Raw genomic sequence first — 23,758 nt, forward strand, 5'->3', positions numbered from 1 at the left:
GGCGCCCCGGCCCTACCGGCCGTAGTTTTCGCGCAGTTCGACCTTCCTGACCTTCCCGCTGACCGTCATCGGGAAGGTTTCGAGGATCTCCAGCAGTCGCGGCACCTTGTAGTGCGCCAGCTGTCCGCGGCAGAACGCCGCCACCTCCTCCAGGGCCGGCGGGTCCGCCGGGTCCACGGGAATGACGCAGGCCAGGATCTCCTCGCCGTACCGCTCGTCCGGCACCCCCACGACCTGCACGTCCGCGATCTTCGGGTGCCCGTAGAGGAATTCCTCGATCTCGCGCGGATAGACGTTCTCACCACCTCGGATGATCATGTCCTTGATCCGGCCGACGATCTGTACGTAACCGTCCTCACGCATCACCGCGAGGTCCCCGGTGTGCATCCAGCGCCCCGCGTCGATCACTTCGGCGGTCCGCTCGGGCTGCTCCCAGTAGCCGAGCATCACGCTGTAGCCCCGGGTGCAGAGTTCACCCGAGACACCGCGCTCCAGCGTCACGCCCGTCGCCGGGTCGATGACCTTGACCTCGATGTGCGGCATCACGCGGCCGACGGTGCCGGTGCGGCGCTCCAGGTCGTCGTCGCGGCGGGTCTGCAGGGAGACCGGTGAGGTCTCCGTCATCCCGTAACAGATGGACACCTCGTCCATGTGCATCTCCGCGACGACCCGCTTCATCACCTCGACCGGGCAGGGGGATCCGGCCATGATGCCGGTGCGCAGCGAGGAGAGGTCGTACGAGGCGAAGCCGGGGAGGTTGAGCTCCGCGATGAACATCGTGGGGACGCCGTAGAGCGAGGTGCAGCGCTCCTGCTGGACCGCGGCGAGCACGGCGGCGGGCTCGAAGGCGGGGGCCGGGATCACGATGCAGGCGCCGTGCGAGGTGGCGCCGAGGTTGCCCATGACCATGCCGAAGCAGTGGTAGAAGGGCACCGGCAGACAGACCCGGTCCTGTTCGGTGTAGGCGACCAATTCCCCTACGAAGTAGCCGTTGTTGAGGATGTTGTGATGGGAGAGGGTGGCCCCCTTGGGGAAGCCCGTGGTGCCGGAGGTGTACTGGATGTTGATCGGGTCGTCGCAGGACAACTCGGCCTCGCGTACGGCGAGTTCTTCCGGCGTGACTGATCCGGCGGCCGCCGTCAGCTCGTCCCAGCTGGGGTCGCCGATGTAGTGCACGGCGCGCAGCGCGGGGCAGTTCGCCCGGACCTCCTCGACCAGTGCGCGGTAGTCGCTGGTGCGGTGCGAGAGCGTGGCGGCCAGGAGCGAGATGCCGGACTGTTTCAGCACGTACTCCAGCTCGTGCGCCCGGTACGCGGGGTTGATGTTGACCATGACGGCGCCGATGCGGGCGGTGGCGTACTGGACGAGCACCCACTCGGGGCAGTTGAGCGCCCAGATGCCGACCCGGTCGCCCTTGGCCACCCCCGACGCCATCAGCGCGCGGGCCAGCTCCTCGACGTCCCTGCCGAATTCGGCGTACGTCCAGCGCCGCCCGGAGGCCACGTCGACCAGCGCCTCGCGCTCGCCGTACGCCTCGATCGCCCGGTCGAGGCTGCGTCCGATGGTGTCGCCCAGCAGGGCGGTGGTGCCGGTGCCGTGGGCGTAGGACGGCTCGGTCATGTCAGGTCCCCCTCCGCGTACTCGGCGCCGGTGCCCCGGGCCGTGGCCTCACGCAGTTCGATCCGGCGGATCTTGCCGGAGACGGTCTTGGGCAGCTCGGCGAACTCCAGTCGGCGGATCCGCTTGTACGGGGCGAGGACCGCGCGCGAGTGGGCGAAGAGCACCTTGGCCGTGTCGGGCCCCGGCTCCCAGCCCTCGGCCAGCACGACGTACGCCTTCGGGACGGCGAGCCGGAGCGGGTCGGGGGCCGGTACGACCGCCGCCTCCGCGACGGCCTCGTGCTCCAGCAGGGCGCTCTCCAGCTCGAACGGCGAGATCTTGTAGTCGGAGGCCTTGAAGACGTCGTCCGCGCGGCCGACGTAGGTGATGTAGCCGTCCTCGTCGCGGGAGCCGATGTCCCCGGTGCGGTAGTAGCCGCCCGCCATGGCCTCCGCGGTGCGGTCCGGGTCGCCGTGGTAGCCGGTCATCAGGCCGACCGGGTGGGCCGACAGATCGAGGGAGATCTCGCCCTCGACGGCGCCGGGCTCCCCGCTGACCGGGTCCAGCAGCACCACCTCGAAGCCGGGGCTCGGGCGCCCCATCGAGCCGGCCTTCAGCTTCTGGCCGGGGGTGTTGGCGACCTGGACGGCCGTCTCCGTCTGACCGAATCCGTCCCGGATGGTGACGCCCCACGCGCGCCGGACCGACTCGATGACCTCCGGGTTGAGCGGTTCGCCGGCCGCGACGACCTCGCGGGGCGGGGTCTTCAGCTGGGAGAGGTCGGCCTGGATGAGCATCCGCCAGACGGTGGGAGGCGCGCAGAAGCTGGTGATCTGCGAGCGGTCCATCTCGGCCATCAGCCGGGCCGCGTCGAAGCGGGTGTAGTTGAAGATGAAGACGGTCGCCTCCGCGGTCCACGGCGCGAAGAGGTTGGACCAGGCGTGCTTGGCCCAGCCCGGCGAGGAGATGTTGAGGTGGACGTCGCCGGGCTTCAGCCCGATCCAGTACATCGTCGAGAGATGACCCACGGGGTAGGACACATGGGTGTGCTCGACGAGCTTGGGGCTGGCGGTCGTGCCCGAGGTGAAGTAGAGCATCAGCGGTTCGTCGGCGTCGGTCTCCCGGTCCGCCGTGAAGGTCTCCGGCTGCTGGTCGGCCCCGGTGTAGGAGAGCCAGCCCTCGGTGTCCGCGCCGACGACGATCCGGCTGTAGCGGCCGGGCACCTCGTCGAACTTGGCGGTGTCGGCGTCCCGGACCAGCACATGGCGGACCCGGCCGCGCTCGACCCGGTCGCGCAGGTCGGCCGGGCCCAGCAGCGGGGTCGCGGGGATGACGACGGCACGCAGCTTCATCGCGGCGAGCGCGGTCTCCCACAGCTCCACCTGGTTGCCGAGCATCACGAGGATACGGTCGCCCTCCCGGACGCCCTGGGCGCGCAGCCAGTTCGCGGCCTGGTTGGAGCGGGCGGACATCCTGGCGAACGACATCTCGGTGCGCCCGCCGTCCTCCTCCACGATGTGCAGGGCGGTGCGGTCGTTGTCCCGGGCGATGACGTCGAACCAGTCCAGCGCCCAGTTGAAGTGGTCGCTGCGGGGCCAGCGGAAACCCTCGTAGGCCGCGGTGTAGTCCTCGCGGTGTCGCAGCAGAAAGTCCCGGGCGGCCCGGAACGTCTCCGTCGCACTGGTGGCCGACATATGCCCTCCTCATTGCGGACCGGACCGGTCACTTAACATCATGTAAACAGTGACTCAGGTCTCACCACCCCCGAACGGGGGTACGGGGGTGCGGAGGGCGATGCCGCGTCCCCCGGAGCCGGGCAGAGAGGCGGCAACGTGCCGGAATCCGTCGATGCGGTGGAGATGCAGGCCGCGCTGTTGCGACTGCGCCGGACGAGCGGGCTGCCCGTGGCGTTCGGCGGGCTGCTCTCCGACACCCACCACGCCAGGATCGCCGAGCTGAACGGGGCGCACACCGCGGCGCTGCGCGGGCTGGTGATCTCGGCCGGCAGCGGTCTGGGCGGCAAGGCGATCGCCCTGTCCCGGCCGTGCGCGGTGACCGACTACCACTCCTCGCGCCACATCAGCCACGAGTACGACATGGCCGTGGCTGCGGAGGGCCTGCGCTCGGTCGTCGCGGTACCCGTCGTCGTACGGCGCAAGGTGCGCGGCCTGCTGTACGGGGCCCTGCGCGAGCCCCTCACCCTCGGGGACCGCACGTTCGACGCGGCGGTGGCGGCGGCCCGCGACGTGGAACAGGCGCTGGCCGTCCGGGACGAGGTGCAGCAGCTGCTCGCCGTGACCCGCGAGCAGGTGACCGATCCGCGGGCCGCCCCGGAGGCCTGGGAGGACGTCAGGTCGGCCCACCGGGAACTGCGCGCCCTGGTCCCGAAGGTGCTCGACCCCGCGCTGCGCGACGAGCTGCTCGCGGTGTGCGGGCGGCTCGCCTCCGCGGCCGGTGCGCGGGCGCCGAAGGCCCCGGAGGTGCAGCTCGCGCCACGTGAGCTGGATGTCCTCGCGTGTGTCGCGGCGGGTGCGACGAACGCGGTGGCGGCGGGCCGGCTCGGGCTGCGCCCGGAGACGGTGAAGGGGTATCTGCGCTCCGCGATGCGCAAGCTCGGTGCGCACACCCGGCTGGAGGCGGTCGTCGCGGCCCGGCGCGCGGGGCTGCTGCCGTAACCCGTAAGCCTTGAGCCGTAACCCCTGCCTGCGGCGCCCGCACACCTCACGCGAGCCTCACCTCACTCGCCGAAGTCGATGAACGAGGCGAACCTGATGTCGTAGCCGCCGCCGTCCGTGGCCGCCTCCGTCATCACGGAGAGCAGCGCGGCCGCCTCCTCCGTGACGGCGTCGCGCCCCGCCGCGCCGAGCGGGCGCAGCTCCTGCACGGTGACGGTGGCCGGTGCGCCGCCCCGGCCGGTGTCGAGCCGCCACAGGGCGGCGAGGAAGCCGTCGAACAGTACGCTCCCGTAGCTCTGGTTCCCCACCCCGTTGCGCCCCTTGAACCGGGGCGGGACGATCCGGGTGCGGTCCGCGTGGCCGAGCAGCACGTTGTCGAACTCGGGCAGGAAGCGTGGCGGGGCGGGGGTGTCCGCCGCGGGGCGCGGGGCGTCGGGCAGGTCGAACAGCTCGACGCCGTTCTCGTCCCGGAAGGTGACCAGTCGCGGACGGAGCCGGTCGAAGACCTCCGCCAGCCGGGTCAGCCCGGCCCAGGACTGCATGTCCCGCACCGACGCCGGGCCGAACGCGCCGAGGTAGCGGAGCACGGTGGCGTCGGGCGCGGGGACCGGCTCCGAAGGGCGGGCGAGCCAGTGCTCGACGGTGGTCAGCGCCACCCGGCCGCTTCTGCCCCACACCCCGCGCGGGGTCACCTGGACCAGCGGCAGCACGCAGCGGGCCGCCGTGCTCAGGGCCTGCGGATCCGCGTCCGGCCATTCGGTGAGCAGTCGCTCGCGGATCTCCTTCGGAGTGCGGGGCGCCTCCTCGACGAACTCCCTGCTGATGTCTCCGAGCCGGTCCAGGTCCACGCCCACGAGCCGCTTCCGGAAGATCCTCAGCTCCCGGTCGCGGGCCTCCTGGACGAGGGGGCGGAGGGTGAGGGCGTCATCCGCGGTGTGGGTGTGGATGGTGGAGCGCAGGGTGACGATGCGGACGACTTCGCGCGACTCCATCAGCGCGGCGAGTTCGGCCGGGTCGAAGCCCTTCAGCCGGGCCAGCAGCTGGAAGTAGGGCGGCCCGGGGTTCTGCGCCTGGAGGCCGACGAGGTGCCGGATCGCCTCCTTGGCCGTCATATCGGCGCGGCGGAGCAGCAGTTGGCGTTCCAGCGTCGCGCGCCCCAGCGCCCGCGGCGAGAGCACCGCGGGGGCCGGGGCGGTGGTCTTCTTCTTCTCGGCCATGGCGGCACGGTACGCGGCCATCAGGACGGGTTCCGTCCTGATGGCCGCGCCCGCGTGGCCCTTCGCGCGTCCGCCGGGCCGTCGCGTGGCCCTTCGCGCGTCCGCCGGGCCGTCGCGTGGCCCTTCGCGCCTGCGCCGGGCCGTCGGGCGCGGGTCCCCGGCGCCGGCGGCGTCCGCCCGCATCATGGACCGGTGATCAGCGTCCTCTTCGCCATCCTGACCGCGCTCAGCAACGGGTCCGCCTCCGTCCTCCAGCGCCGCGCCGCCCTCGACGTCCCCGACCGGGAGGCGATGCGGTTGTCGCTGATCGGTCATCTGCTGCGCCAGAAGGTGTGGCTCGCGGGGATCGCGCTGGTGATCGTCGCGGCCGTCTGCCAGGCCGTCGCCCTGGCGACCGGGCCGATCGCGGTGGTCCAGCCGATCTTCGTGATCGAGCTGCCGGCGACCCTGCTGCTCGCGGGGTTCGTGATGCGGGTGCGGGTACCCCGGCCCGTCTGGCTGGGGGCGGCCGCCGTGACGGCGGGGCTGGCCCTCGGCATGGCGTCGGCCGCCCCGGGGGGAGGGAGCGAGACGGTGCACGGGGCGGCGTGGGTTCCGGCGCTGATCCTCACCGGCCTCTTCGAGGTGGCGCTGATCGCCGGGGCACGGGCCACTCGGGGCAACTCCCGGGCCGCGCTGCTCGGCCTGGCCGCCGCCTGCGGGTACGCGCTCACCGCCGCCCTGATGAAGGACGCCATGGCGCGGCTCAGTGACGGCGACGGGGTGGTGGTGCTCTTCGAGTCCTGGCAGCTCTACGCCACGGCCGCGGCGGGCGTCGGCGCCCTGTTCCTTCTCCAGAACGCGCTCCAGGCGGGCACGCTGGTCGCGGTGCAGCCGTGCCTGACGCTGGGCGACGCCCTGATCAGCGTCCTGTACGGGGTGACCCTGTTCGGCGAGGAGCTGCACACCGGCTGGTGGCTGCTCCCGGAGCTGCTGGCCCTGGTCCTGATCACCGCGGGCTGCGTCGAACTGGCTCGGTCACCGCTGGCGGCCGGAAACCCGGCGTCCCCGTCCCGCGCGCGCCGGGTGGACTGAACACCACCGCGCATGCGGGACGGGGACGCTGTCCTCCAGGAACACGCCCCGGCGGCCCGCCGGTTACTTGCTCACGGCGAAACGCATCAGGGCCTGCTCGGTGCCCTGCTTGATCTTCCCCGTCTCGTTGATCACCTCAAGCTTCCAGCCCCCGCCGACGCGCATCGCCTTGGCCACGGCGCAGCCGTTGTCGTTGCTGAGCAGGCTCGGCCAGATGTCGGCGACCTGCTGGCTGCTGCCACCCGTCGCGTCGTACACCTTGAAGCTGATGTTGCGCGCGTTCTGGAAGGAGCTGCCCTTCTTGTACGCGGCGGCGATGAAGACGATGGACGTGATGTTCGTCGGCACCCGGGCGAAGTCGACGGTCACCGTCTCGTCGTCGCCGTCGCCCTTTCCGGTCTGGTTGTCACCGCTGTGCACCAGCGAGCCGTTGCCCAGCGGGTCCAGGGAGTCCAGACCGGCCAGCCGGACCGGGTCCGCGCCCTGCATCGCGATGGCGATGAGGTCGAGGTCGGTGCCCTTCTTCTGGCGAAGCTTCCCCATCAGCCCGCCACTGCTGCCGACAGTGGGGTCCCAGGACACCCCGATGGACAGGTGGGTCACCCCGTCCAGATCCGCCGGGCCGTCTTCCTTGTTCAACGTGATCATGCGTGATCCTCTTCGTGGCGAGATTCCTACAGGTCGAGTGTGCCTGGTGTCTCCCCCGCGCATCCCACCAGGGGCAAAATTTCGACCAAGTGTTTGACGCCTGAAGACGGATTGTCCTGCGTCGGCAGGATGTCACCGGACATGAGCACGTGATAGGGGTCCGCGAACTCTGTTCCTTTTCCGGCCGTCACGACTTCTTTTCCGACCGTCACGATTCCTTTTCTGGCCGCCACGACGGCCGACCTGCCCAGCCGTCGCCTGTCCTACGGGGCCGGTTCGCGGACCACCAGCGGCGTCCCGAGGACCTGGTGCCCGCCACTGGCGAGCATGCGCACCTCGCCTCGCTCGCTGATCTCGGCCCGGACGATCCCGGTCTCGTCCTCGTAGACCGGGTATCCACCGGCCCCGGACTGCGCGGTGCGCCGGACGATCACCGCGTCGTCCTCCACCGCGGACGACTGAAACACCAGTTGGTAGCTCTCGGGGTAATCCATGACGGCCTTTCCGTCGGCTGCGTCTGCGGACGGCCTCTCCACGCGGCTCTCGGTGCCGTTCCCGCCCTTCGGGGCGCTGTGCGCCCACACCTTCCCATCGTCTCTCACCCGTGCCGTCGCCGCCCGTCCGAAGCCGCGCGCTGCGGGTCCGGCACGGTCCCTCTATCCTGGGGAGGTACGGGACATTCGAAGGCGGGCGGGCTGCGGTTCCCCCTTCTCCCGCGTCGTACGGTGGGCATGACCGGGATCCCCGACATCGGGAAGGGACTCATCATGAAGGATGCCGACCTGGGCGACGAGGTCTACCAGCCCCAGCAGGCGGAGGCCTCCGACCCCGCCGATCTGCTCGACGTGGAAGACACCCTGGACGACCGCGACCTCACCGACGTGCTCGACAAGGGGTACTCCCCGCCCGAGCGGCCGTGGGCCGTGGAGGACCGGGGCACCACCGCCTCCGAGCAGCACAGCGGCGAGGCGCTGGAGGGCCGGCTGGCCCGCGAGCTGCCCGAGGTCGCCGACGGGCCCGGTGACGGGGTGGGCGACATGCCGGACGGGGACGGCGAACCATGGGACGACGAGGTCGGCGACGCCCGTGCCGGGCGCCTCACCCGGGAGCTGGACCGCGACGACCCGGACACCATGGCGGGCGAGGACGTCGGGATCGACGGCGCGGCGGCCTCCGCGGAGGAAGCGGCCATGCACGTCGTCCCGGACGGCCAGGCGTAGCACCGGCGCACCAAGTCCCAAGCACCAAGCACCAAGCACCAAGCACCAGGTACCAGGTACCGACGCGTACCGAGTACCGACGCGCAAGAAGTACCGACGTTCCGAGGGAGAGCCACCATGCCGTACATCACGGTCGGCCAGGAGAACTCCGCCGGCATCGAGCTGTACTACGAGGACCATGGCGCGGGCAGGCCGGTCGTCCTCATCCACGGGTTCCCGTTGAGCGGTGCCTCCTGGGAGAAACAGCTGCCGGTCCTGCTCGGCGCCGGGTACCGGGTCATCACCTACGACCGGCGCGGCTTCGGCCGCTCCGGCAGGCCCGTCACCGGGTACGACTACGACACGTTCGCCGCGGACCTGAACACCGTGATGGAGAAGCTGGACCTGGAGGACGCGGTGCTGACCGGGTTCTCCATGGGAACCGGCGAGGTCACCCGCTACCTGGGCAACTACGGATCGCGCCGGGTGGGCCTGGCGGTCCTGGTGGCCCCCGTGCCGCCCTATCTGCTGCTGGCGGACGACAACCCCGCCGGCGTGGACCGGAGCGTCTTCGACGGCATCATGAGCGCCATCGTCGCGGACCGGCCCGCCTATCTCACCGAGTTCCTTGATGGGTTCAACAACACCGACGAGCTCGCCGGCACCCGGATCAGCGAGCAGGCCCTGCGGATGCAGTGGAACGTGGCGGCGGACGCCTCGGCCCACGCCACATTGGCGTGCGTGCCGACCTGGCTGACGGACTTCCGCGACGACCTGCCGAAGAACGACGTGCCGACGCTGATCGTGCAGGGTGACGAGGACCGCATCCTGCCCATCGACTCCACCGGGCGGCGGCTGCCGGACCTCATCAGTGACAGCCGCCTCGTGGAGATCGCGGGCGGCCCGCACAACATCGGCTGGACCCATGCGGAGGAGCTCAACACCGTGCTGATGGGCTTCCTGGACGAACACCGGCGCTGACCCGGCCCCGCGTCCGTCCCGGCCCCTTACCCCGGAGGTAATCGACCCGTTCCCCTCGGTCGGACATCGTGTTCCTCACCAGCGCAACGCACGCGGCCCACCCGCCGGGACCGACGAGAGGACCCCACGATGACCGCCTACGACAACGCCGTCGAGCGCTACTTCGCCGCCTGGAACGCCGCCACACCCGAGGAGTTGGTGAAGGCCGTCGCGGCGGCGTTCACCGAGGACGCGGGCTATACCGACCCGCTGGCCGACGTGCGGGGGCACGACGAGCTGGCGGCCGCCATCAGCGGCGCCCAGCAGCAGTTCCCGGGCTTCGCCTTCCGGCAGACCGGGGCCGCGGACGGGCACCACTCCCTCGTCCGCTTCAGCTGGGAGCTGGTCGCGGCGGACGGCTCGGCCCCGGTCGCCGGTTCGGACGTGGCCGTTCTCGCGGCCGACGGGCGGATCAGCGCGGTGGGCGGATTCCTGGACCGGGTACCGGCCGTCTGACTCCGGCCGCAGGTCGGAACCCGCCGCCCCGGCCCGGCCGGTCCGTCACCGGGTCTGCGCCAGCGCGATGCCGAAGTGCCCCTCGGCGCTGTCGACGGTCTCGAAGAGCCGGTTGGCGGGCCGGGGCAGCCCGTAGTGTCCGCGCAGGGTGCTCGCGGTGTACTCGGTACGGAACAGGCCCCGCTCCTGGAGGAGCGGCACCACCCGGTCGACGAAGACCTCAAGGCCGGAGGGGAGGACGGCGGGCATGATGTTGAAGCCGTCGGCGGCCCCGCTGTCGTACCAGTGCTCGATGGTGTCCGCGACCTGTTCGGCCGTGCCGGAGAAGGTGCGGTGGCCGCGTCCGCCGTCGAGCCGGCCGATCAGCTGACGTACGGTCAGGTGCTCGCGCCTGGCCAGCTCCACGATGAGCGTGTAGCGGCTCTTGGCACCCTCGATCTCGTCCTCGGTGGGAATGTCCTCGGGGAGTTCCGCGTCCAGGTCCAGTTCGTCGGGGGCGATCCTCAGCCGCTGGGCGAGCTGCCGCTTGGCGTAGTCCGGGACGATGAGCTCCTCCAGTTCGGCGTCCAGCGCCAGGGCCTCGGCCTCGGTGTCACCGATGACCGGCACGATGCCGGAAAGGATCTTGATGCCGTCCGGGTTGCGTCCGGCGGTCTCGGCGCGCCGCTTCACGTCCTTGTAGAACGCGATGCCTTCCTCCAGCGTCCGCTGGGCGGTGAACACCGCCTCCGCGTACCGGGCGGCGAAGTCCTTGCCGTCCTCGCTGGACCCGGCCTGCACGAGCAAGGGATAGCCCTGCGGCGGGCGTTGTACGTTCAGCGGGCCGTCGACCCGGAAGAACTCACCGCTGTGCCCGATCTTCCGCACCCGTTCCGCCAGGGCGTGGACACCGCGCTCCTTGTCCGCGATGACGGCGTCGTCGGACCAGCTGTCCCACAGTTTGGTGGATACCTCGACGAACTCGCCGGCGCGCCGGTAGCGGTCGTGGTGCAGCGGGGTGTCGTCGAGGCCGAAGTTGCGGGCCGCGTCGGCGCCCGCCGTCGTGACGATGTTCCAGCCCGCCCGGCCGCCCGAGACATGGTCGAGCGAGGCGAACCGGCGGGCCAGGTTGTACGGCTCGTTGTAGCTGGTCGACGCGGTGGCGATGAGGCCGATGTGCCGGGTCGCGCCGGCCAGCGCGGTCAGCAGGACGGTGGGCTCCAGTTTGGCGGACGGCCGCCGTCCGGGATCGCCCATCAGGACGGGGCTGTCGGCGAGGAACAGCGAGTCCAGTCTGCCGCGTTCGGCGATCCGGGCCAGGTTCTTGTAGTGCTCGACGTCGGCGTTGGCCTCGGCCGGACTCTCCGGCAGCCGCCAGGACGCCTCGTGGTGGCCGGTGGACATGAGGAAGGCGTTGAGGTGCAGCTGCTTGCGGTCAGGCGTGCGGGGCATGGGATTCCTTCCGCTCGGAAGAGTTCTGGGGCTGGGGCTGCGTCACGCCCAGGGCGGTGAGCAGGGTGTCGCGGTACTCCTGGAACCGGGCGTCGCGCCGGGAGCGCGGGGTGGGCAGGTCGACGGTGAGGTCCACGGCGATCCGGCCGTCCTCCAGGACGAGTACCCGGTCGGCCAGTTCGACGGCCTCGTCCACGTCATGGGTGACCAGGAGCACCGCGGGCCGGTGGCGCTCGTACAGCTCACGCAGCAGGCCGTGCATCCTGATCCGGGTGAGGGCGTCCAGGGCGCCGAACGGCTCGTCCGCGAGGAGCAGTTCGGGCTCGCGGACCAGGGCGCGTGCCAGCGCGGCACGCTGCTGTTCGCCGCCGAAGAGCTCGTGCGGCCAGGACCGGCCGCGGCCCTCCAGACCGACCTCCGCCAGCGCGGTGAGGCCGCGTTCACGGGCGCCGGGGCCTCGCAGTCCGAGGACGACGTTGTCGATCACCCGGAGCCAGGGCAGCAGCCGGGAGTCCTGGAAGGAGAGCGACACCCTTTCGGGGACGGTGAGTTCACCGGAGCCCTCGACGGTGTGGTCGAGCCGGGCGACGGCCCGCAGCAGGGTGGACTTGCCCGAGCCGCTGCGGCCGAGCAGCGCGGTGAACTCCCCCGCCGCGACGGTGAGATCGAGCTCCTTGAGGACGTCCCGGTCACCGAACCTGCGGACCAGGCCGCGGGTGCGTATCGCGGGAGCCGCGACGGCCGTACCGGCCGCGGTGCGAGCGGCGGTCAGCCCGCCAGGGTGCGTCGCCACGACAGGACCCTCCTCTCGACGGCGCGTACCGCCGCGTCCGACGCGAAGCCGAAGATCCCGTAGGCCACCAGGCCCACGATGATCACGTCGGACTGGGCGTACTGCTGGGCCTGGAACATCATGTAGCCGATGCCGCTGGTGGCGTTGATCTGCTCGACGACGATCAGCCCGAGCCAGGACGCGGTGACGCCGAGGCGCAGTCCGACGAAGAATCCGGGCAGCGAGCCGGGCACGACGACCTTGCGGACGAACTGCGCGCGGCTCAGGTCGAGCCCCTCCGCCAGCTCGACGTACCGGCTGTCGATGCCGGTCAGTGAGGCGTACGTGTTGATGTACATGCTCACCGCGACGCCGAGAGCGATCACGGTGACCTTCATCTGTTCGCCGATGCCGAGCCAGAGGATCAGCAGCGGGAGCATCGCGAGGGACGGGATGGCGCGCTTGATCTGGAGCGGACCGTCCAGCAGGTATTCGCCGGTGCGGCTCACTCCGGCCGCGACGGCGAGCACGACCCCCGCGACCACCCCGAAGAGGAGCCCGAGCCCGGCGCGTTGCAGCGAGATGAGGACGTTGTCCTGGAGCCGGCCGCTGGAGATGAGATCAGACGCGGTGGAGAGGACCGTGCCGGGCCCGGACAGGATCCGGGGGTCGAGGTAGCCGGTGGCGGAGGCTGACCACCACAGTGCGACGACCAGCACCGGCCCGATCAGCCGCCCGAAGGGCACGGCCCGGCCGGGCCCCAGCCGTCTGCGGGTGGCGCGGGGGGCCGTGGGCCGGGGCGCGGACGGACCGGCCGCCACCGGCTTCCCGGTCTTTCCGGGCGCGGCGGCCGTGTTCACCCGGCCTGCCGTGCGGGCGTTCGTCAGCAGTTCGGTCATGACGTCTCCCGGTAGCGGGCCGGCACGGCTCTGGCCGCCAGCCCCTCGAAGCGGCGGTCGAACAGGCCGGCGACGTCCTGCTCCGGCACGAACCCGCCCTCGGCCATCAGGTCGGCGGTCTCCTGCTCCCACGCGATGGCCTTGTCCCAGCTCACCGGGAACCGGGGCTGGTGCAGGGAGGCGACGATGCGCTTGCCGTCCTCCCGGGTGACGCCCTGGTCCTTGACGTAGTACGTGTCGATCCAGGTGTCGGTGTTCTCCCAGGCCCACGTCACTCCGCGGGCCCACAGCGGGACGAAGGAGCGGACGGCGGCGGCCTTGGCCTTGTCCCTCAGCACCTCGTCGGGCGCCCAGAGGACCGTGAGCAGGTCCACCACGTCGGTCTTGATCCCGCGCGCCCCGTCCTTGCCGTACCGGGTCAGGTACTTGGTGAGGGTCGGCTCGCCCAGCGGCGCCACGTCGACCTGGCCGGACTGGAGGGCGGTGAGGAACTGGGTGCTGGACAGGGCGACCAGCTCGACGTCCTTGTTGGCGAGGCCGGCCCGCTTCAGCGCGCGCAGTACGACGACGCCCTGTGCCTGGCCCTGCGAGAAACCGATCTTCCGGCCCCGGAAGTCGGCCGCGCTCCTGATGTCCGAGCCGGGCGCGGTCGCGAAGACGTAATTGGGGCTGTTGCGTACCTGCACCGCGACGATCTTCGCGCCGACGCCGATGGCCTGGGCCTGGATCGACGGAATTCCGGCATTGACCGCGAGGTCGATGGAATGGGCGCGGAATCCCTGGATGATGTCGGGGCCGGCGTTCAGGTTGGGCCAGTCGGAAACCGTGAACGGCAGCTCTTCCTTCAGTCCGGCCGGGCCCAGCTGGAGCTGGGTGGTGCGGACGGCTATGGAGAGTTTCGTGCCGGGTGGCGGCGCTCCCGAGGGGAGTCTTCCGGTGGGCTCGGCGCTCGCCACCGTTTCGGCCTGCGGGGAGCAGGCGGCGAGAGCGCCGATGGCCGTCGCACCCGTGAGTGCGAGAAATGATCTGCGGCCGACGGTCCGGTATGTGTCGTCGAGAGACACGGCGAATCCCTGATCAGTGGCCGGTGAGGGTGAGGTAGGTGCCGTCGTGGAAGAGGAGCGGGCTGCGCCCCTCGTCGAGCCGGGCGTCCACCACCCGGGCGATGACGACGCGGTGGTCACCGGCCGGGACGAGCTGTTCGATCTCCAACCGCAGCCACCCGGCCACATCGTCGAGCACCGGCTCCCCCTCCGGCAGCCGCTGCCAGCGGGTGGGGGCCGCGAAGCGGTCGATGCCGCTGGTGGCGAACGTGGTGGCCAGTCCCTGCTGTTCGGCGCCGAGGAAGTTCACGACCGCCGTGCGGGCCCGCTCGATATGCGGCCAGGAGGAGGAGGTGGTGCCGATGCCGAACGACACCAGCGGCGGGTCCAGCGAGAGCGAGCTCAGCGAGGTCGCGGTGAAACCTATGGGGCCGTGGCCCGCGTCGGCGGTGATGACGACGACTCCGGCGGGATAACGGCGGAATGCCTGCCGGAACCGGCGCGGGTCGATTCCGGGGGCGGCCGGTGCGGTCGCCTCAGCCGTTGCGGCCGGCGCGGCATATGAGGACACGGTGACGGTCAACGTCTCTCCCGATGGGGTGGGTGGGTCGGCAGGGTGCGAAAGAAAGGGATCGCGGGCATACGTGAGTTCGCGAACAGCGGGAATGCGATTTCGGGTACGGCAGCCGTGACGGGGATTTGAACCAGCGGTTACCGGCAGCGGGGAAAAGCGGCAGCGGCCGTACAGCGTAGGCAGTACCGCGAAGGCGGTACGGCGGACGCGGCAGGATTTACCGGAGGCCCGGACAGGGGCGACAACAAAGGGACCGGACGGCGGCGAATGCCGTCACGGGCAGGCGGAAGACGCACGTCACGAAGGACGCGTTCCCTGAATTCTGCTGCCGACTGGTCATGAATCCATCATCCCGTCCGCATTCGCGCCCGGTCAACAATGCAACTGCCTGAACTAAGTCTGCGGAGGAAACGGCTCCCGGAATTGGCGGGCCGCCAGGAGACCGCGGGCAGCGCCGGCCAGGGGCCGAGCGGATCCGTGTACAGCGCGCCGAGCGCCACCGCGCCGCCGGCCGTGGCCAGCACCGTGCCGGTGAAGCTGGTCGGCACCACGGCCCGCTCCGGGTCCTCGCAGACCCAGGAGCGCTTCGCCACCTCGGCCCGCAGACCGGCCAGACACTCGGGCATCCGGCCCACCCCCGGCTCGACCACGACGAGCACCTCGGGGTCGAACATGTCCAGCAGGAGCGCCGCGGCCCGGCCGACCAGGCGCGCCCGGCGGCGGAAGAGCGCCACGGCCCGCGGCTCACCGGCCAGCGCCAGGTCCAGCAGCTCCGGGAACGAGTTGACGGCCAGCCCCTGACCGGCCGCGCGTCGCACCATCGCGCGCTCGGACACCTCCGACTGGAGGCAGTCGGTCCGCCCGCACGAACAGCGGCCGCCGCCCGCCCCGTCGGCGTCGCCGCCCGACTCCGCGGTGCCGAGCGGCAGATGCGCCACGCTGCCCGCCCCCGAGCGCGGGCCCCGGTGCATGGCACCCTCCGTCGCGAAGGCGGCGTCCACGACCGCGCCGACGAAGAGCAGGACCGTACTGGTCCGGGTCGACTCCTCGCCGAACAACTGCTCCGCCCGCGCCAGTGCGCGGGAGTGGCTGTCCACATGGACCGGGAGCCCGGTAGCGGCGGCGAGGATGTCGCGTGCCGGGACGTCGCGCCAGCCGAGCTGCGGATGTTCCACGATCACCCCGGCGACGGGATCGACCCGGTGCCCGGTGGCGAGACCCAGGGCGAGCACGGTGCGGCCGCCCGCGTGCACGGCCGCCGGCCGGGTCAGCCGGGCCGCGAGTCCGCCGAGCATCCGGCGCGGGTCCGTGGTGCGGTGGGGCTGCCGGTCCTCGGCCACGATCCGGCCGCGCAGGTCCATCAGGGAGACGGTGGAGTGGGCGACGGCGATGTGCGCCCCGGCCACCAGGTAGCGGCCGGTGTCGATCTCGACGGGGATGTGCGGGCGGCCGAGCCCTCGTGGACCCGCGGTCTCCGCGCTCTCCCGGACCAGCCCGCGGGCCAGCAGCTGGGCGACGTGGCCGGTGACCGAGGCGGGCGAGAGGCCGGTGAGCCGGGCGACGGTGGAGCGGGCCACCGGCCCGTGATCGAGGATCGCCCCGAACACCGCGCCGGTGCCCGCGAGCCTGCGGGCGGGCGGTGCGGCGGGTATGTCGGAGCGGCGCGGCGGACGGGGGCGACGGCCGGGTGCGGACAGACTCGTCACAGTGTCTTCCAGGTCCTCGATGTCAGCGGGTGGCGCGGTGTGTGCTCCGGTACGGAGCTCCGGCAGTCCGCCACCGGCCCCGGGAAAGGGCGGGAGGCGCCGCGCTGCGGTGGAGAGACACCCTGCGGGGCGGCTGGAGAGCCCCCGCCGACGGTTCGCGGGCGTGGTGCTCTCAGACCCGATGACACACGGCGGAGCACACACGCTTCAGGTCGATATGACCTCGCGTCGTCAGGTGTGCGGATCGCTGCATGCCGCGCAACGTAACCGGACCGGCGCAACCCGGTCAAACCATCGCCGCATCCTGGACACCCGTTCGCCCGACGGGTGTTGCCCCGCGTTGCGGCGGTGTGACGGGCGTCCGGCGGGGGTGTGAACAGTGGCGCGGCGGCCGGTGGCGCGGCGGGCCGGGAGCCCGGTCGGCGGCCGGTGTGGGCCGGATGGCGGAACGATTCCCGGAATTAACCTCTGATGCCTTGTCACCGCCGGTTCTACGCGCATAGCTTGTGCTGCCTCATCACACTCTGAGGGGCAGTTTCCGTGCGCATATCCAGACCTCGCTCCGTCCTGCTGGCCGGCGCGGTCGCCGTGACCCTCTCGGCCACCGCGCTGCCCGCCGCCTTCGCGGCCCCGTCCGCGTCCGCCGTGATCTCCGAGGTGTACGGGGGCGGCGGGAACTCGGGCGCGACGCTCACCCGCGACTTCGTCGAGCTGGCCAACGCCGGCTCCGCCGCGTACGACCTGTCGGGGTTCAGCGTCCAGTACCTGCCCGGCGCGCCGTCCGCCGGTTCGCAGTGGCAGGTGTCCCCGCTCACCGGTGCCGTAGCGCCCGGCGGCCGCTACCTCGTCGCCGAGGCCGCGGGCACCGGCAAAACCGTCGCCCTACCCGCCCCGGATGCCACCGGCACCGTCGCGATGTCCGCCGCGAGCGGCACGGTCGCGCTGGTCTCCGGCACCACGGCGCTGACCTGCAAGACGGCGGCCGACTGCGCCTCCGACACCCGGGTCGTGGATCTGGTGGGCTACGGCTCCGCCGTCGTCCGGGAAGGCAGCGGACCGGCGACCGGCGCCTCCGCCACCGCCTCCGTGGCGCGCGCGGCCTCCCTCGCGGACACCGACGACAACGCCGCCGACCTGTCCGCCGGCGCGCCCACCCCGGTGAACGCGGCCGGTGAGACCTCCGGCGGCGGCGAGGACCCCGGCGACCCGGGCAACCCCACCGAGCCCGGCACCGTGCGCGTGCACGACATCCAGGGCGCCACCCGGGTCTCCCCACTGGACGGCAAGGCGGTGACCGGGGTCCCCGGCATCGTCACGGCGGTCCGCACCACGGGTTCGCGCGGATTCTGGATCCAGGACCCCTCGCCGGACGCGGATCCCCGCACCTCGGAGGGCGTCCTGGTCTACACCGGCTCCGCCGTCCCGACGGTCTCGGTGGGCGATTCGGTCCTGGTCAGCGGCACGGTGGACGAGTACTACCCGTCGGCAACCACGCAGTCCGTCACCGAGATCACCGCGCCCAGGACCACGGTGCTCTCTTCCGGCAACGCGCTGCCCGCGCCGGTCGTGCTCAACGCGGCCTCGGTGCCCGGCGGTTACGTTCCCTCCGCGGACGGCGGTCCGATCGACGCGCTGCCCCTCGAACCGGCGAAGTACGCGCTCGATCTCTACGAGTCCCTGGAGGGCACCCGGGTCGAGACCGCCGACACGCGGGTCACCGGCGCCACGAGCTCGTACGGCGAGGTCTGGGTGACCGTCGAGCCGAAGCAGAACCCGACCCGGCGCGGCGGCACCCTGTACTCCTCGTACACCGACCAGAACACCGGCCGGATCAAGGTCATGTCGCTCGACGCCGGCCGGCCCGTCCCGGTGGCGAACGTGGGCGATGTGCTGTCCGGCAGCACCAGCGGCGTGCTGGACTACGACTCCTTCGGCGGCTACAGCCTCCAGGCCACCCGGCTCGGCACACTCACCGACCGGCACCTGAGGCGTGAGGTCACCAGGAAGCAGAAGCGCGACGAACTCGCCGTCTCCACCTACAACGTGGAGAACCTCGACGCGCTCGACGAGCAGGGCAAGTTCGACACCCTCGCCAAGGGCGTCGCGGTCAACCTGGCCTCCCCGGACATCGTTTCGCTGGAGGAGATCCAGGACGACAACGGCGCGGTCAACGACGGCACGGTCGGCTCGGAGGCGACGCTGAAGCGGTTCACCGACGCGATCGTCGCGGCGGGCGGTCCGCGCTACTCCTGGCGCTATGTCGCTCCGCAGGACGGCAAGGACGGCGGCGAGCCCGGCGGCAACATCCGTAACGTCTTCCTCTTCAACCCCGCCCGGGTCTCCTTCGTGGACCGGGCCGGCGGCGACGCAACCACCGCGGTGAAGGCCGTACGGACCCGGCAGGGCGTCACCCTGTCGGCGTCGCCCGCCCGGATCAGCCCGCTGGACGAGTCGTGGGCCGACAGCCGCAAGCCGCTGGTCGGTGAGTTCCGCTTCCGTGGCGAGCCGGTGTTCGTCATCGGCAACCACTTCACCTCCAAGGGCGGCGACCAGCCACTGCACGGCCGCTACCAGCCGCCCGTGCGCAGCTCGGAGACCAAGCGGGTCCGGCAGGCGGCGGAGGTCAACACCTTCGTCAAGTCCCTGCTGGCGGCCGACAAGTCGGCGCGCGTCATCACCCTCGGTGACCTGAACGACTTCGCGTTCTCACCGACGATGTCCGCGCTCACCGCCGGGAAGGCGCTCAAGCCGCTGATCGACACGCTGCCGGCGAACGAGCGGTACAGCTACGTCTACGAGGGCAACTCGCAGACGCTGGACCACATTCTGACGAGCCCGGGTATCCGGCGCCTCGACTACGACGTGGTGCACATCAACGCGGAGTTCGCGGACCAGGCGAGCGACCACGACCCGCAGATCGTCCGGGTACGGGCCGAGGCGTCCGGCCACGGGGACCACGGGCATCACGGCGGCCACCACGGCCACCACTGATCCCTCGCGGGCGGGCGGCGGGGCGTTCCGACGGACGCTCAGCCGCCCGTCCGCGGCAGTGCCGCCCCCGCCGCGCGCGCCCGCGGCCGCGGCAGCGCGGCAGCGAGGGGCCACAGCGCGGGCGCCGGCTCCAGGGGGAGGTCGCTGAAGAAGCGGGCGACCAGATCCGCGACGTCGTCGGGGCGTTCCAGTACGACCCAGTGGTCCGAGTCCCCGATGGTCAGGAAGCGGCTGCCCTCGATCGTCGCCGCGAAGGCCCGCTGCCGTTCGGGCGAGGTCACCGTGTCGTGCTCACCCGCGAAGACCAGCGCCGGCACCCCGCTCAGCCCGCCGGAGAAGTCCGGCCGGTGGCCCAGCGCCCGGCGCAGCGACTGCGCGGCGTGCGGGGAGTGGCTGAGCGCGTGCAGGAAGGAGCGCCGGACGTAGCGCCGGGCGAGCTCCCTGCGGTGCACGTGGCGGTCCGGGTCCAGGCACATCAGCGCCTCCGCTGTCAGGGTGGCGAGCCCCTCCATGTCACCGGAGCCCAGCCGGTCGACCGCCCGGCCCCACTGCGTCCGCTGGGCGTCGCTGATGTGGACCGGGACGCCGCCGAGCACCAGCCGGGCGATGCGGCGGGGGTTCTGCCGGGCGCAGCCGAACGCGATCGACGTGCCGTAGGAGAAGCCGAAGAGGTTGACCCGGGGCACGCCCAGGTCGTCGATGATCCCGGTGACGGCCTCGTACAGGATGTCGTCGCCGGTGCCGGGCGGCAGTGGGTCGGCGCCGCCCATGCCGGGCAGGTCGGCGGTGACGACATGGGCCCTCGGCCCCAGGTGCTCGTCCATCTGCGGCCAGCCGTACATGCCCTGGAGCGCGCCGCCGAGGACGATGACCGGCTCGGTGCGGGGCGAGGGCTGGGGCAGGGTCCGGTAGCTGTAGCGCAGCCCGTGCACCGACAGGTGCCGGACGATCTCGTCGGGCATGGTGGCCATCCTTAGAGCACGGTCAGGCCCTGGTGAGGACGAGTGCGGCGTTGTGGCCGCCGAAGCCGAGCGAGGTCTTGACGGCCGCGTCGAACACGCCGGGCCGGGCCTCCTTGCTCACCACTTCGAGCGGGATCTCCGGGTCGGAGGCGTCCAGGTTGACGGTGGGCGGCACGAGTTGGTACTGGAGGGCCAGCACGGTCAGCGCGGTCTCGATGCCGCCCGCCGCGCCGAGGGTGTGCCCGGTCATCGCCTTCGTGGACGTGACGAGGGGGTGCGTGCCGAGCACCCGGCGCAGCATCACCGTCTCGATCAGGTCGTTCGCGACGGTCGAGGTGCCGTGCGCGTTGACGTGCCCGATGTCGGCCGCGTCGATGCCGGCGTCCGCGAGGGCGGCGCGCAGGGCCCGTTCGATGCCGAGGCCCTCGGGGTCGGGTGCGACGGCGGAGTACGCGTCGCTGGACGCGCCGTAGCCGGCGACGTGCGCGCGGACGGTGGCGCCTCGGGCGCGGGCGTGCTCGGGGCGCTCCATCACGAGGAGTCCGGCGCCCTCACCGACGACGAAGCCGTCGCGGTGGGTGTCGAAGGGGCGGCAGGCGGACTCGGGGTCGTCCCGGCGGGTGGAGACGGCCTTGAGCTGGCAGGCGCTGGCGATCAGCAGCCGGGAGCAGACCGATTCGGCGCCGCCCGCGACGACGATGTCGCAGGCCCCGGTGCGCAGCATCTGGTGTGCGGTGCCGATGGCGACGGTGCCGGATGAGCAGGCGGTGGAGACGGCCTGGCTGGGGCCGTGGGCGCCGAGGTCGGTCGCGACACTGCTGGCGGCGCCGTTGACGACGGTGAGCGGGGCGAGTTTGGGCGAGACCCGGCGGGCGCCGCGCTCAGTGAGGGCGGCGTGCTGCTGGTCGTAGAAGGGCAGTCCGCCGTGGGCGGAGCCGATGACGACGGCGACGCGGGAACTGTCCCAGACCGAGGGGTCGAGTCCGGCGTCGGCGACGGCCTCACGGGCGGCGATGACGGCGAGCTGAGAGAAGCGGTCCATGAGCCGTTGGGTCGCCACGCCGAGGATCGCCCGCGTGTCGAGGCCGGTGACGGTGTACATGAAGTCGCAGGGCAGGTCGTGGAGTTCGGGCCGGTGCGGGACCGAGGGCGCGGTGGCGGCCTCCGAGACCCCGCGCCAGGTGGCGTCGGCGCCGACGCCCGCGGCGGTGACGAGGCCGATGCCGGTGACGGCGGCGGCGAACGGCTCGGGGCGGTACCGGCCGGTCACGCGGCGGCCTTGGCGCGTACCGCGTCGACCAGCTGGCCGACGGTGTCGCGCGAGGTGAGCTGGATGTCGTCCAGATCGACGCCCATCCGGTCCTCGATGAGGAGCCGCAGTTCCTCCAGGGCCAGGGAATCCAGCCTGAGCTGACGGAGCGACACTTCGGGGCGGATCGCCACGGGATCGGTTCCGAAGTTCGCCACCAGCAAGGTGCTGATCTCGTCTGCCGTACTCATGGGCACTCCTCCGCTGTCGTACGCGGTGACGCCTTGCCGCGTGAGAGGTCACTGCCATCGGGGGACGCCGGCCGGTCCGGAGGGACCCTTTATACGCCCTGCGGGAGGCGGCTCCGCTCCGCGTTCCCCCGTGCGGTGGGGGGCTGGGCAGGTGTACGAATCCCCCGGCACGCGGACCGGGAACGGCCGATGCCGGGCACCGGACGCACACACCGGGATACACACGCCAACTCCGTTGGAGTGAAAGCGAGTTCGACACAGGGTGCGTTGATTGTCATGTCCTGGACAGGTAGATAATCTGAGCGGGCTTCGCGGCCCCCGGCCCACCCCACCCCGCGCCCGGGGGCCGCTCTCCTCCCCCACAGAGCAGGAGCACATATGCCCAGCCGCCCGGCAGCCCACACCAAGGCCCGCGCATCCGTGCTGGCGGCCCTCACCGCCACCGTCCTGACCGTCACCGGCACCCCCGCCCTCGCCGCGCCGGACTCCGGCCATCTGCTCAACCTGGCCTTCGAGCGGGCGGCGAACCGGTTCGGCGTACCGCGCGATCTGCTCACCGCCGTCGGATACGGCGAGAGCCGACTCGACGGCCACGCCGGGCTCCCCAGCCAGGCGAACGGCTACGGCGTGATGCATCTCGTCAGCAACCCCTCGAACCGGACCCTGGAGCGGGCCGCCGCCCTCACCGGGGAACCCCTGGCCGACCTCCGCACCGACACCGGGGCCAACATCCTGGGCGGCGCCGCGGTGCTGCGCGGCTACGCGGACAAGCTCGGCCTGGACGCCCGGGACCGCGCGGACATCGACGCCTGGTACCCGGCCGTCGCCCGCTACAGCGGCACCGGGGGTCCGGCCGCCGCCCTCTACGCCGACACCGTCTACACCTTCCTGGCGGACGGGCTCGACACCGTCACCCCGGACGGCGAACACGTCTCGGTGACCGGGCGGCCGGTCTCCCCGCACAAGGGCTCGCTCGCCGCCGCGGAGCCGGGCTTCCGCAGTGCCGACTACCCGGCCGCGCTCTGGGTCCCGGCCGATCCGGCCAACTTCGCGGCGGGCCGCTCCGCCGCGATCGACAAGGTGATCATCCATGTCACGCAGGGCTCCTACGCGGGCTCGATCAGCTGGTTCCAGAACCCGGCGTCCGAGGTGAGCTCGCACTACGTGGTGCGCTCTTCCGACGGCCAGATCACCCAGATGGTCCGCGACAGCGACACCGCATACCACGCGCGCAGCGCCAACTCCTCCGCGCTCGGCATCGAGCACGAGGGGTTCGTCGACGACCCGTCCTGGTTCACGGACCAGATGTACCGCTCCTCGGCGGCCCTGACCGCGTACCTGTGCGACCGGTACGGAATCCCGAAGGACCGGGCGCACATCATCGGCCACAGCGAGGCCCCGGGCAACGATCACACCGACCCCGGTCCGAACTGGGACTGGACGCAGTACATGCGGCTGGTGACCGGCAACACCGGGGGCGGCACCACCCCCGACGGGCTGAGCTTCGGCGCCTACGCCGTCCTGCGCAGCGGCTCGACGGGCGCGCAGGTCAAGGCGGTCCAGCAGCTGTTGAACGAGCAGGGCCAGTCGGCGGGGGCGGCCGACGGCAGCTTCGGCCCGGCCACCGAGGGCGCGGTGACGGCGTACCAGGCGGCGCACGGGCTGAACCCGGACGGCGTCGTGGGAGCCAGGACCTGGACCGCGCTGCTGTCGGCCGGCCCGACGACGACGCTCCGCGAGGGCGCCTCCGGCGACGCCGTGAAGCGGCTCCAGCGCGCGCTGACCGCGACGCTCGGCTCCCCCGTCGGCATCGACGGGAGCTTCGGGCCCGCGACGACGACTGCGGTGCGCGGCTACCAGACGAGCCGCGGCCTCACGGCGGACGGCGTGGTGGGGCCGGACACCTGGGCGGCGCTGCGGGCGGGCCGCTGAGGGTCCCGGACCCGGCCACGGGCGGGGCCCGGCGCCCCGCCCCCCGGTCGCGTTCCGGTG

At 72.0% G+C, this 23,758-nt stretch carries 22 protein-coding genes; 7 read left to right on the top strand and 15 right to left on the bottom strand.

Features of this window, described 5'->3' with window-relative positions:
• Positions 1–12: 12 nt before the first annotated feature.
• Positions 13–1,620, bottom strand: coding sequence for an AMP-binding protein (locus tag RLT59_RS05845; RefSeq protein ID WP_311302396.1), 1,608 nt, complete (start codon positions 1,618–1,620; stop codon positions 13–15).
• Positions 1,617–3,293, bottom strand: coding sequence for an AMP-binding protein (locus RLT59_RS05850; RefSeq protein ID WP_311302397.1), 1,677 nt, complete (start codon positions 3,291–3,293; stop codon positions 1,617–1,619). Before RLT59_RS05850 ends, RLT59_RS05845 begins: the two co-directional genes overlap by 4 nt.
• Before the next feature lie 138 nt (positions 3,294–3,431).
• Here RLT59_RS05850 and RLT59_RS05855 point away from each other — a divergent pair, with 138 nt between their 5' ends.
• Entirely contained in the window at positions 3,432–4,274 is an 843-nt protein-coding gene (locus RLT59_RS05855) for a helix-turn-helix transcriptional regulator (protein WP_311302398.1), read from the top strand.
• A 62-nt stretch (positions 4,275–4,336) separates the two neighbouring features.
• On the opposite strand, the gene RLT59_RS05860 is transcribed toward RLT59_RS05855, so the two are convergent.
• On the bottom strand, positions 4,337–5,491 hold the full coding sequence (locus tag RLT59_RS05860) for a winged helix DNA-binding domain-containing protein (protein ID WP_311307624.1): 1,155 nt from the start codon (positions 5,489–5,491) through the stop codon (positions 4,337–4,339).
• Between the two features lie 192 nt (positions 5,492–5,683).
• Here RLT59_RS05860 and RLT59_RS05865 point away from each other — a divergent pair, with 192 nt between their 5' ends.
• Positions 5,684–6,565 (top strand): DMT family transporter, encoded by an 882-nt coding sequence (locus RLT59_RS05865; protein ID WP_311302399.1) that lies wholly within the window; start codon positions 5,684–5,686, stop codon positions 6,563–6,565.
• 63 nt (positions 6,566–6,628) lie between these two features.
• On the opposite strand, the gene RLT59_RS05870 is transcribed toward RLT59_RS05865, so the two are convergent.
• The 3 genes from RLT59_RS05870 to RLT59_RS05880 are packed head-to-tail and all read right to left on the bottom strand — an operon-like array spanning position 6,629 to position 7,707.
• Entirely contained in the window at positions 6,629–7,213 is a 585-nt protein-coding gene (locus tag RLT59_RS05870; RefSeq protein WP_311302400.1) for a TerD family protein, read from the bottom strand.
• Between the two features lie 26 nt (positions 7,214–7,239).
• Complete coding sequence (locus RLT59_RS05875; RefSeq protein ID WP_311302401.1) at positions 7,240–7,446, bottom strand: hypothetical protein; 207 nt, start codon at positions 7,444–7,446, stop codon at positions 7,240–7,242.
• Between the two features lie 30 nt (positions 7,447–7,476).
• Positions 7,477–7,707: a DUF6296 family protein gene (locus RLT59_RS05880; RefSeq protein ID WP_073735208.1), complete on the bottom strand. Its 231-nt coding sequence runs from the start codon at positions 7,705–7,707 to the stop codon at positions 7,477–7,479.
• A 273-nt stretch (positions 7,708–7,980) separates the two neighbouring features.
• Here RLT59_RS05880 and RLT59_RS05885 point away from each other — a divergent pair, with 273 nt between their 5' ends.
• The 3 genes from RLT59_RS05885 to RLT59_RS05895 all read left to right on the top strand — a co-directional run bounded on the left by RLT59_RS05885 (position 7,981) and on the right by RLT59_RS05895 (position 9,888).
• Positions 7,981–8,433 carry a DUF5709 domain-containing protein gene (locus tag RLT59_RS05885; RefSeq protein WP_311307625.1) on the top strand — a complete coding sequence of 151 codons (453 nt, stop codon included), beginning with the start codon at positions 7,981–7,983 and terminating at the stop codon, positions 8,431–8,433.
• 117 nt (positions 8,434–8,550) lie between these two features.
• Positions 8,551–9,393, top strand: coding sequence for an alpha/beta fold hydrolase (locus RLT59_RS05890; protein WP_311302402.1), 843 nt, complete (start codon positions 8,551–8,553; stop codon positions 9,391–9,393).
• Positions 9,394–9,522: 129 nt separating this feature from the next.
• On the top strand, positions 9,523–9,888 hold the full coding sequence (locus tag RLT59_RS05895; protein ID WP_311302404.1) for a nuclear transport factor 2 family protein: 366 nt from the start codon (positions 9,523–9,525) through the stop codon (positions 9,886–9,888).
• A 45-nt stretch (positions 9,889–9,933) separates the two neighbouring features.
• On the opposite strand, the gene RLT59_RS05900 is transcribed toward RLT59_RS05895, so the two are convergent.
• The 6 genes from RLT59_RS05900 to RLT59_RS05925 form a co-directional block, all read right to left on the bottom strand.
• Complete coding sequence (locus RLT59_RS05900; protein ID WP_311302405.1) at positions 9,934–11,319, bottom strand: LLM class flavin-dependent oxidoreductase; 1,386 nt, start codon at positions 11,317–11,319, stop codon at positions 9,934–9,936.
• The gene (locus tag RLT59_RS05905; protein WP_399124883.1) at positions 11,303–12,112 is read right to left on the bottom strand and encodes an ABC transporter ATP-binding protein; all 810 of its coding nucleotides are present in this window, start codon (positions 12,110–12,112) and stop codon (positions 11,303–11,305) included. Before RLT59_RS05905 ends, RLT59_RS05900 begins: the two co-directional genes overlap by 17 nt.
• Positions 12,088–12,990, bottom strand: coding sequence for an ABC transporter permease (locus RLT59_RS05910; RefSeq protein WP_311302406.1), 903 nt, complete (start codon positions 12,988–12,990; stop codon positions 12,088–12,090). The genes RLT59_RS05905 and RLT59_RS05910 overlap by 25 nt, the downstream gene beginning before the upstream one ends.
• The gene (locus tag RLT59_RS05915) at positions 12,987–14,054 is read right to left on the bottom strand and encodes an ABC transporter substrate-binding protein (RefSeq protein ID WP_311302407.1); all 1,068 of its coding nucleotides are present in this window, start codon (positions 14,052–14,054) and stop codon (positions 12,987–12,989) included. The genes RLT59_RS05910 and RLT59_RS05915 overlap by 4 nt, the downstream gene beginning before the upstream one ends.
• Positions 14,055–14,067: 13 nt before the next feature.
• Positions 14,068–14,616 carry a flavin reductase family protein gene (locus tag RLT59_RS05920; protein WP_311302408.1) on the bottom strand — a complete coding sequence of 183 codons (549 nt, stop codon included), beginning with the start codon at positions 14,614–14,616 and terminating at the stop codon, positions 14,068–14,070.
• Between the two features lie 338 nt (positions 14,617–14,954).
• The gene (locus RLT59_RS05925; protein WP_311302409.1) at positions 14,955–16,313 is read right to left on the bottom strand and encodes an ROK family protein; all 1,359 of its coding nucleotides are present in this window, start codon (positions 16,311–16,313) and stop codon (positions 14,955–14,957) included.
• A 540-nt stretch (positions 16,314–16,853) separates the two neighbouring features.
• Here RLT59_RS05925 and RLT59_RS05930 point away from each other — a divergent pair.
• A complete protein-coding gene (locus RLT59_RS05930; protein ID WP_311302410.1) occupies positions 16,854–19,304 on the top strand; it encodes a DUF8508 domain-containing protein in 2,451 nt (816 codons plus the stop codon).
• Positions 19,305–19,342: 38 nt separating this feature from the next.
• On the opposite strand, the gene RLT59_RS05935 is transcribed toward RLT59_RS05930, so the two are convergent.
• The 3 genes from RLT59_RS05935 to RLT59_RS05945 are packed head-to-tail and all read right to left on the bottom strand — an operon-like array spanning position 19,343 to position 21,766.
• Positions 19,343–20,266: an alpha/beta fold hydrolase gene (locus RLT59_RS05935; RefSeq protein ID WP_311302411.1), complete on the bottom strand. Its 924-nt coding sequence runs from the start codon at positions 20,264–20,266 to the stop codon at positions 19,343–19,345.
• A gap of 22 nt (positions 20,267–20,288) precedes the next feature.
• Positions 20,289–21,536: a beta-ketoacyl-[acyl-carrier-protein] synthase family protein gene (locus RLT59_RS05940; protein ID WP_311302412.1), complete on the bottom strand. Its 1,248-nt coding sequence runs from the start codon at positions 21,534–21,536 to the stop codon at positions 20,289–20,291.
• On the bottom strand, positions 21,533–21,766 hold the full coding sequence (locus tag RLT59_RS05945) for an acyl carrier protein (protein ID WP_311302413.1): 234 nt from the start codon (positions 21,764–21,766) through the stop codon (positions 21,533–21,535). Before RLT59_RS05945 ends, RLT59_RS05940 begins: the two co-directional genes overlap by 4 nt.
• A gap of 378 nt (positions 21,767–22,144) precedes the next feature.
• Between RLT59_RS05945 and RLT59_RS05950 the strand changes: the two genes are divergently transcribed.
• A complete protein-coding gene (locus RLT59_RS05950; RefSeq protein ID WP_311302414.1) occupies positions 22,145–23,698 on the top strand; it encodes a peptidoglycan-binding protein in 1,554 nt (517 codons plus the stop codon).
• Positions 23,699–23,758 lie beyond the last annotated feature (60 nt).

Origin of the sequence: Streptomyces sp. ITFR-6 (genome assembly GCF_031844725.1) — a bacterium.
GTDB lineage: Bacteria > Actinomycetota > Actinomycetes > Streptomycetales > Streptomycetaceae > Streptomyces.

What these genes read in the sequence shown, in the direction of transcription:
- RLT59_RS05950 (WP_311302414.1), top strand. Translation starts at nt 22,145, where the DNA reads ATGCCCAGCCGCCCGGCAGCCCACACCAAGGCCCGCGCATCCGTGCTG.
- RLT59_RS05845 (WP_311302396.1), bottom strand. Translation starts at nt 1,620, where the DNA reads ATGACCGAGCCGTCCTACGCCCACGGCACCGGCACCACCGCCCTGCTG.
- RLT59_RS05900 (WP_311302405.1), bottom strand. Translation starts at nt 11,319, where the DNA reads ATGCCCCGCACGCCTGACCGCAAGCAGCTGCACCTCAACGCCTTCCTC.
- RLT59_RS05890 (WP_311302402.1), top strand. Translation starts at nt 8,551, where the DNA reads ATGCCGTACATCACGGTCGGCCAGGAGAACTCCGCCGGCATCGAGCTG.
- RLT59_RS05935 (WP_311302411.1), bottom strand. Translation starts at nt 20,266, where the DNA reads ATGCCCGACGAGATCGTCCGGCACCTGTCGGTGCACGGGCTGCGCTAC.
- RLT59_RS05860 (WP_311307624.1), bottom strand. Translation starts at nt 5,491, where the DNA reads ATGGCCGAGAAGAAGAAGACCACCGCCCCGGCCCCCGCGGTGCTCTCG.
- RLT59_RS05910 (WP_311302406.1), bottom strand. Translation starts at nt 12,990, where the DNA reads ATGACCGAACTGCTGACGAACGCCCGCACGGCAGGCCGGGTGAACACG.
- RLT59_RS05850 (WP_311302397.1), bottom strand. Translation starts at nt 3,293, where the DNA reads ATGTCGGCCACCAGTGCGACGGAGACGTTCCGGGCCGCCCGGGACTTT.
- RLT59_RS05895 (WP_311302404.1), top strand. Translation starts at nt 9,523, where the DNA reads ATGACCGCCTACGACAACGCCGTCGAGCGCTACTTCGCCGCCTGGAAC.
- RLT59_RS05945 (WP_311302413.1), bottom strand. Translation starts at nt 21,766, where the DNA reads ATGAGTACGGCAGACGAGATCAGCACCTTGCTGGTGGCGAACTTCGGA.
- RLT59_RS05870 (WP_311302400.1), bottom strand. Translation starts at nt 7,213, where the DNA reads ATGATCACGTTGAACAAGGAAGACGGCCCGGCGGATCTGGACGGGGTG.
- RLT59_RS05880 (WP_073735208.1), bottom strand. Translation starts at nt 7,707, where the DNA reads ATGGATTACCCCGAGAGCTACCAACTGGTGTTTCAGTCGTCCGCGGTG.
- RLT59_RS05885 (WP_311307625.1), top strand. Translation starts at nt 7,981, where the DNA reads ATGAAGGATGCCGACCTGGGCGACGAGGTCTACCAGCCCCAGCAGGCG.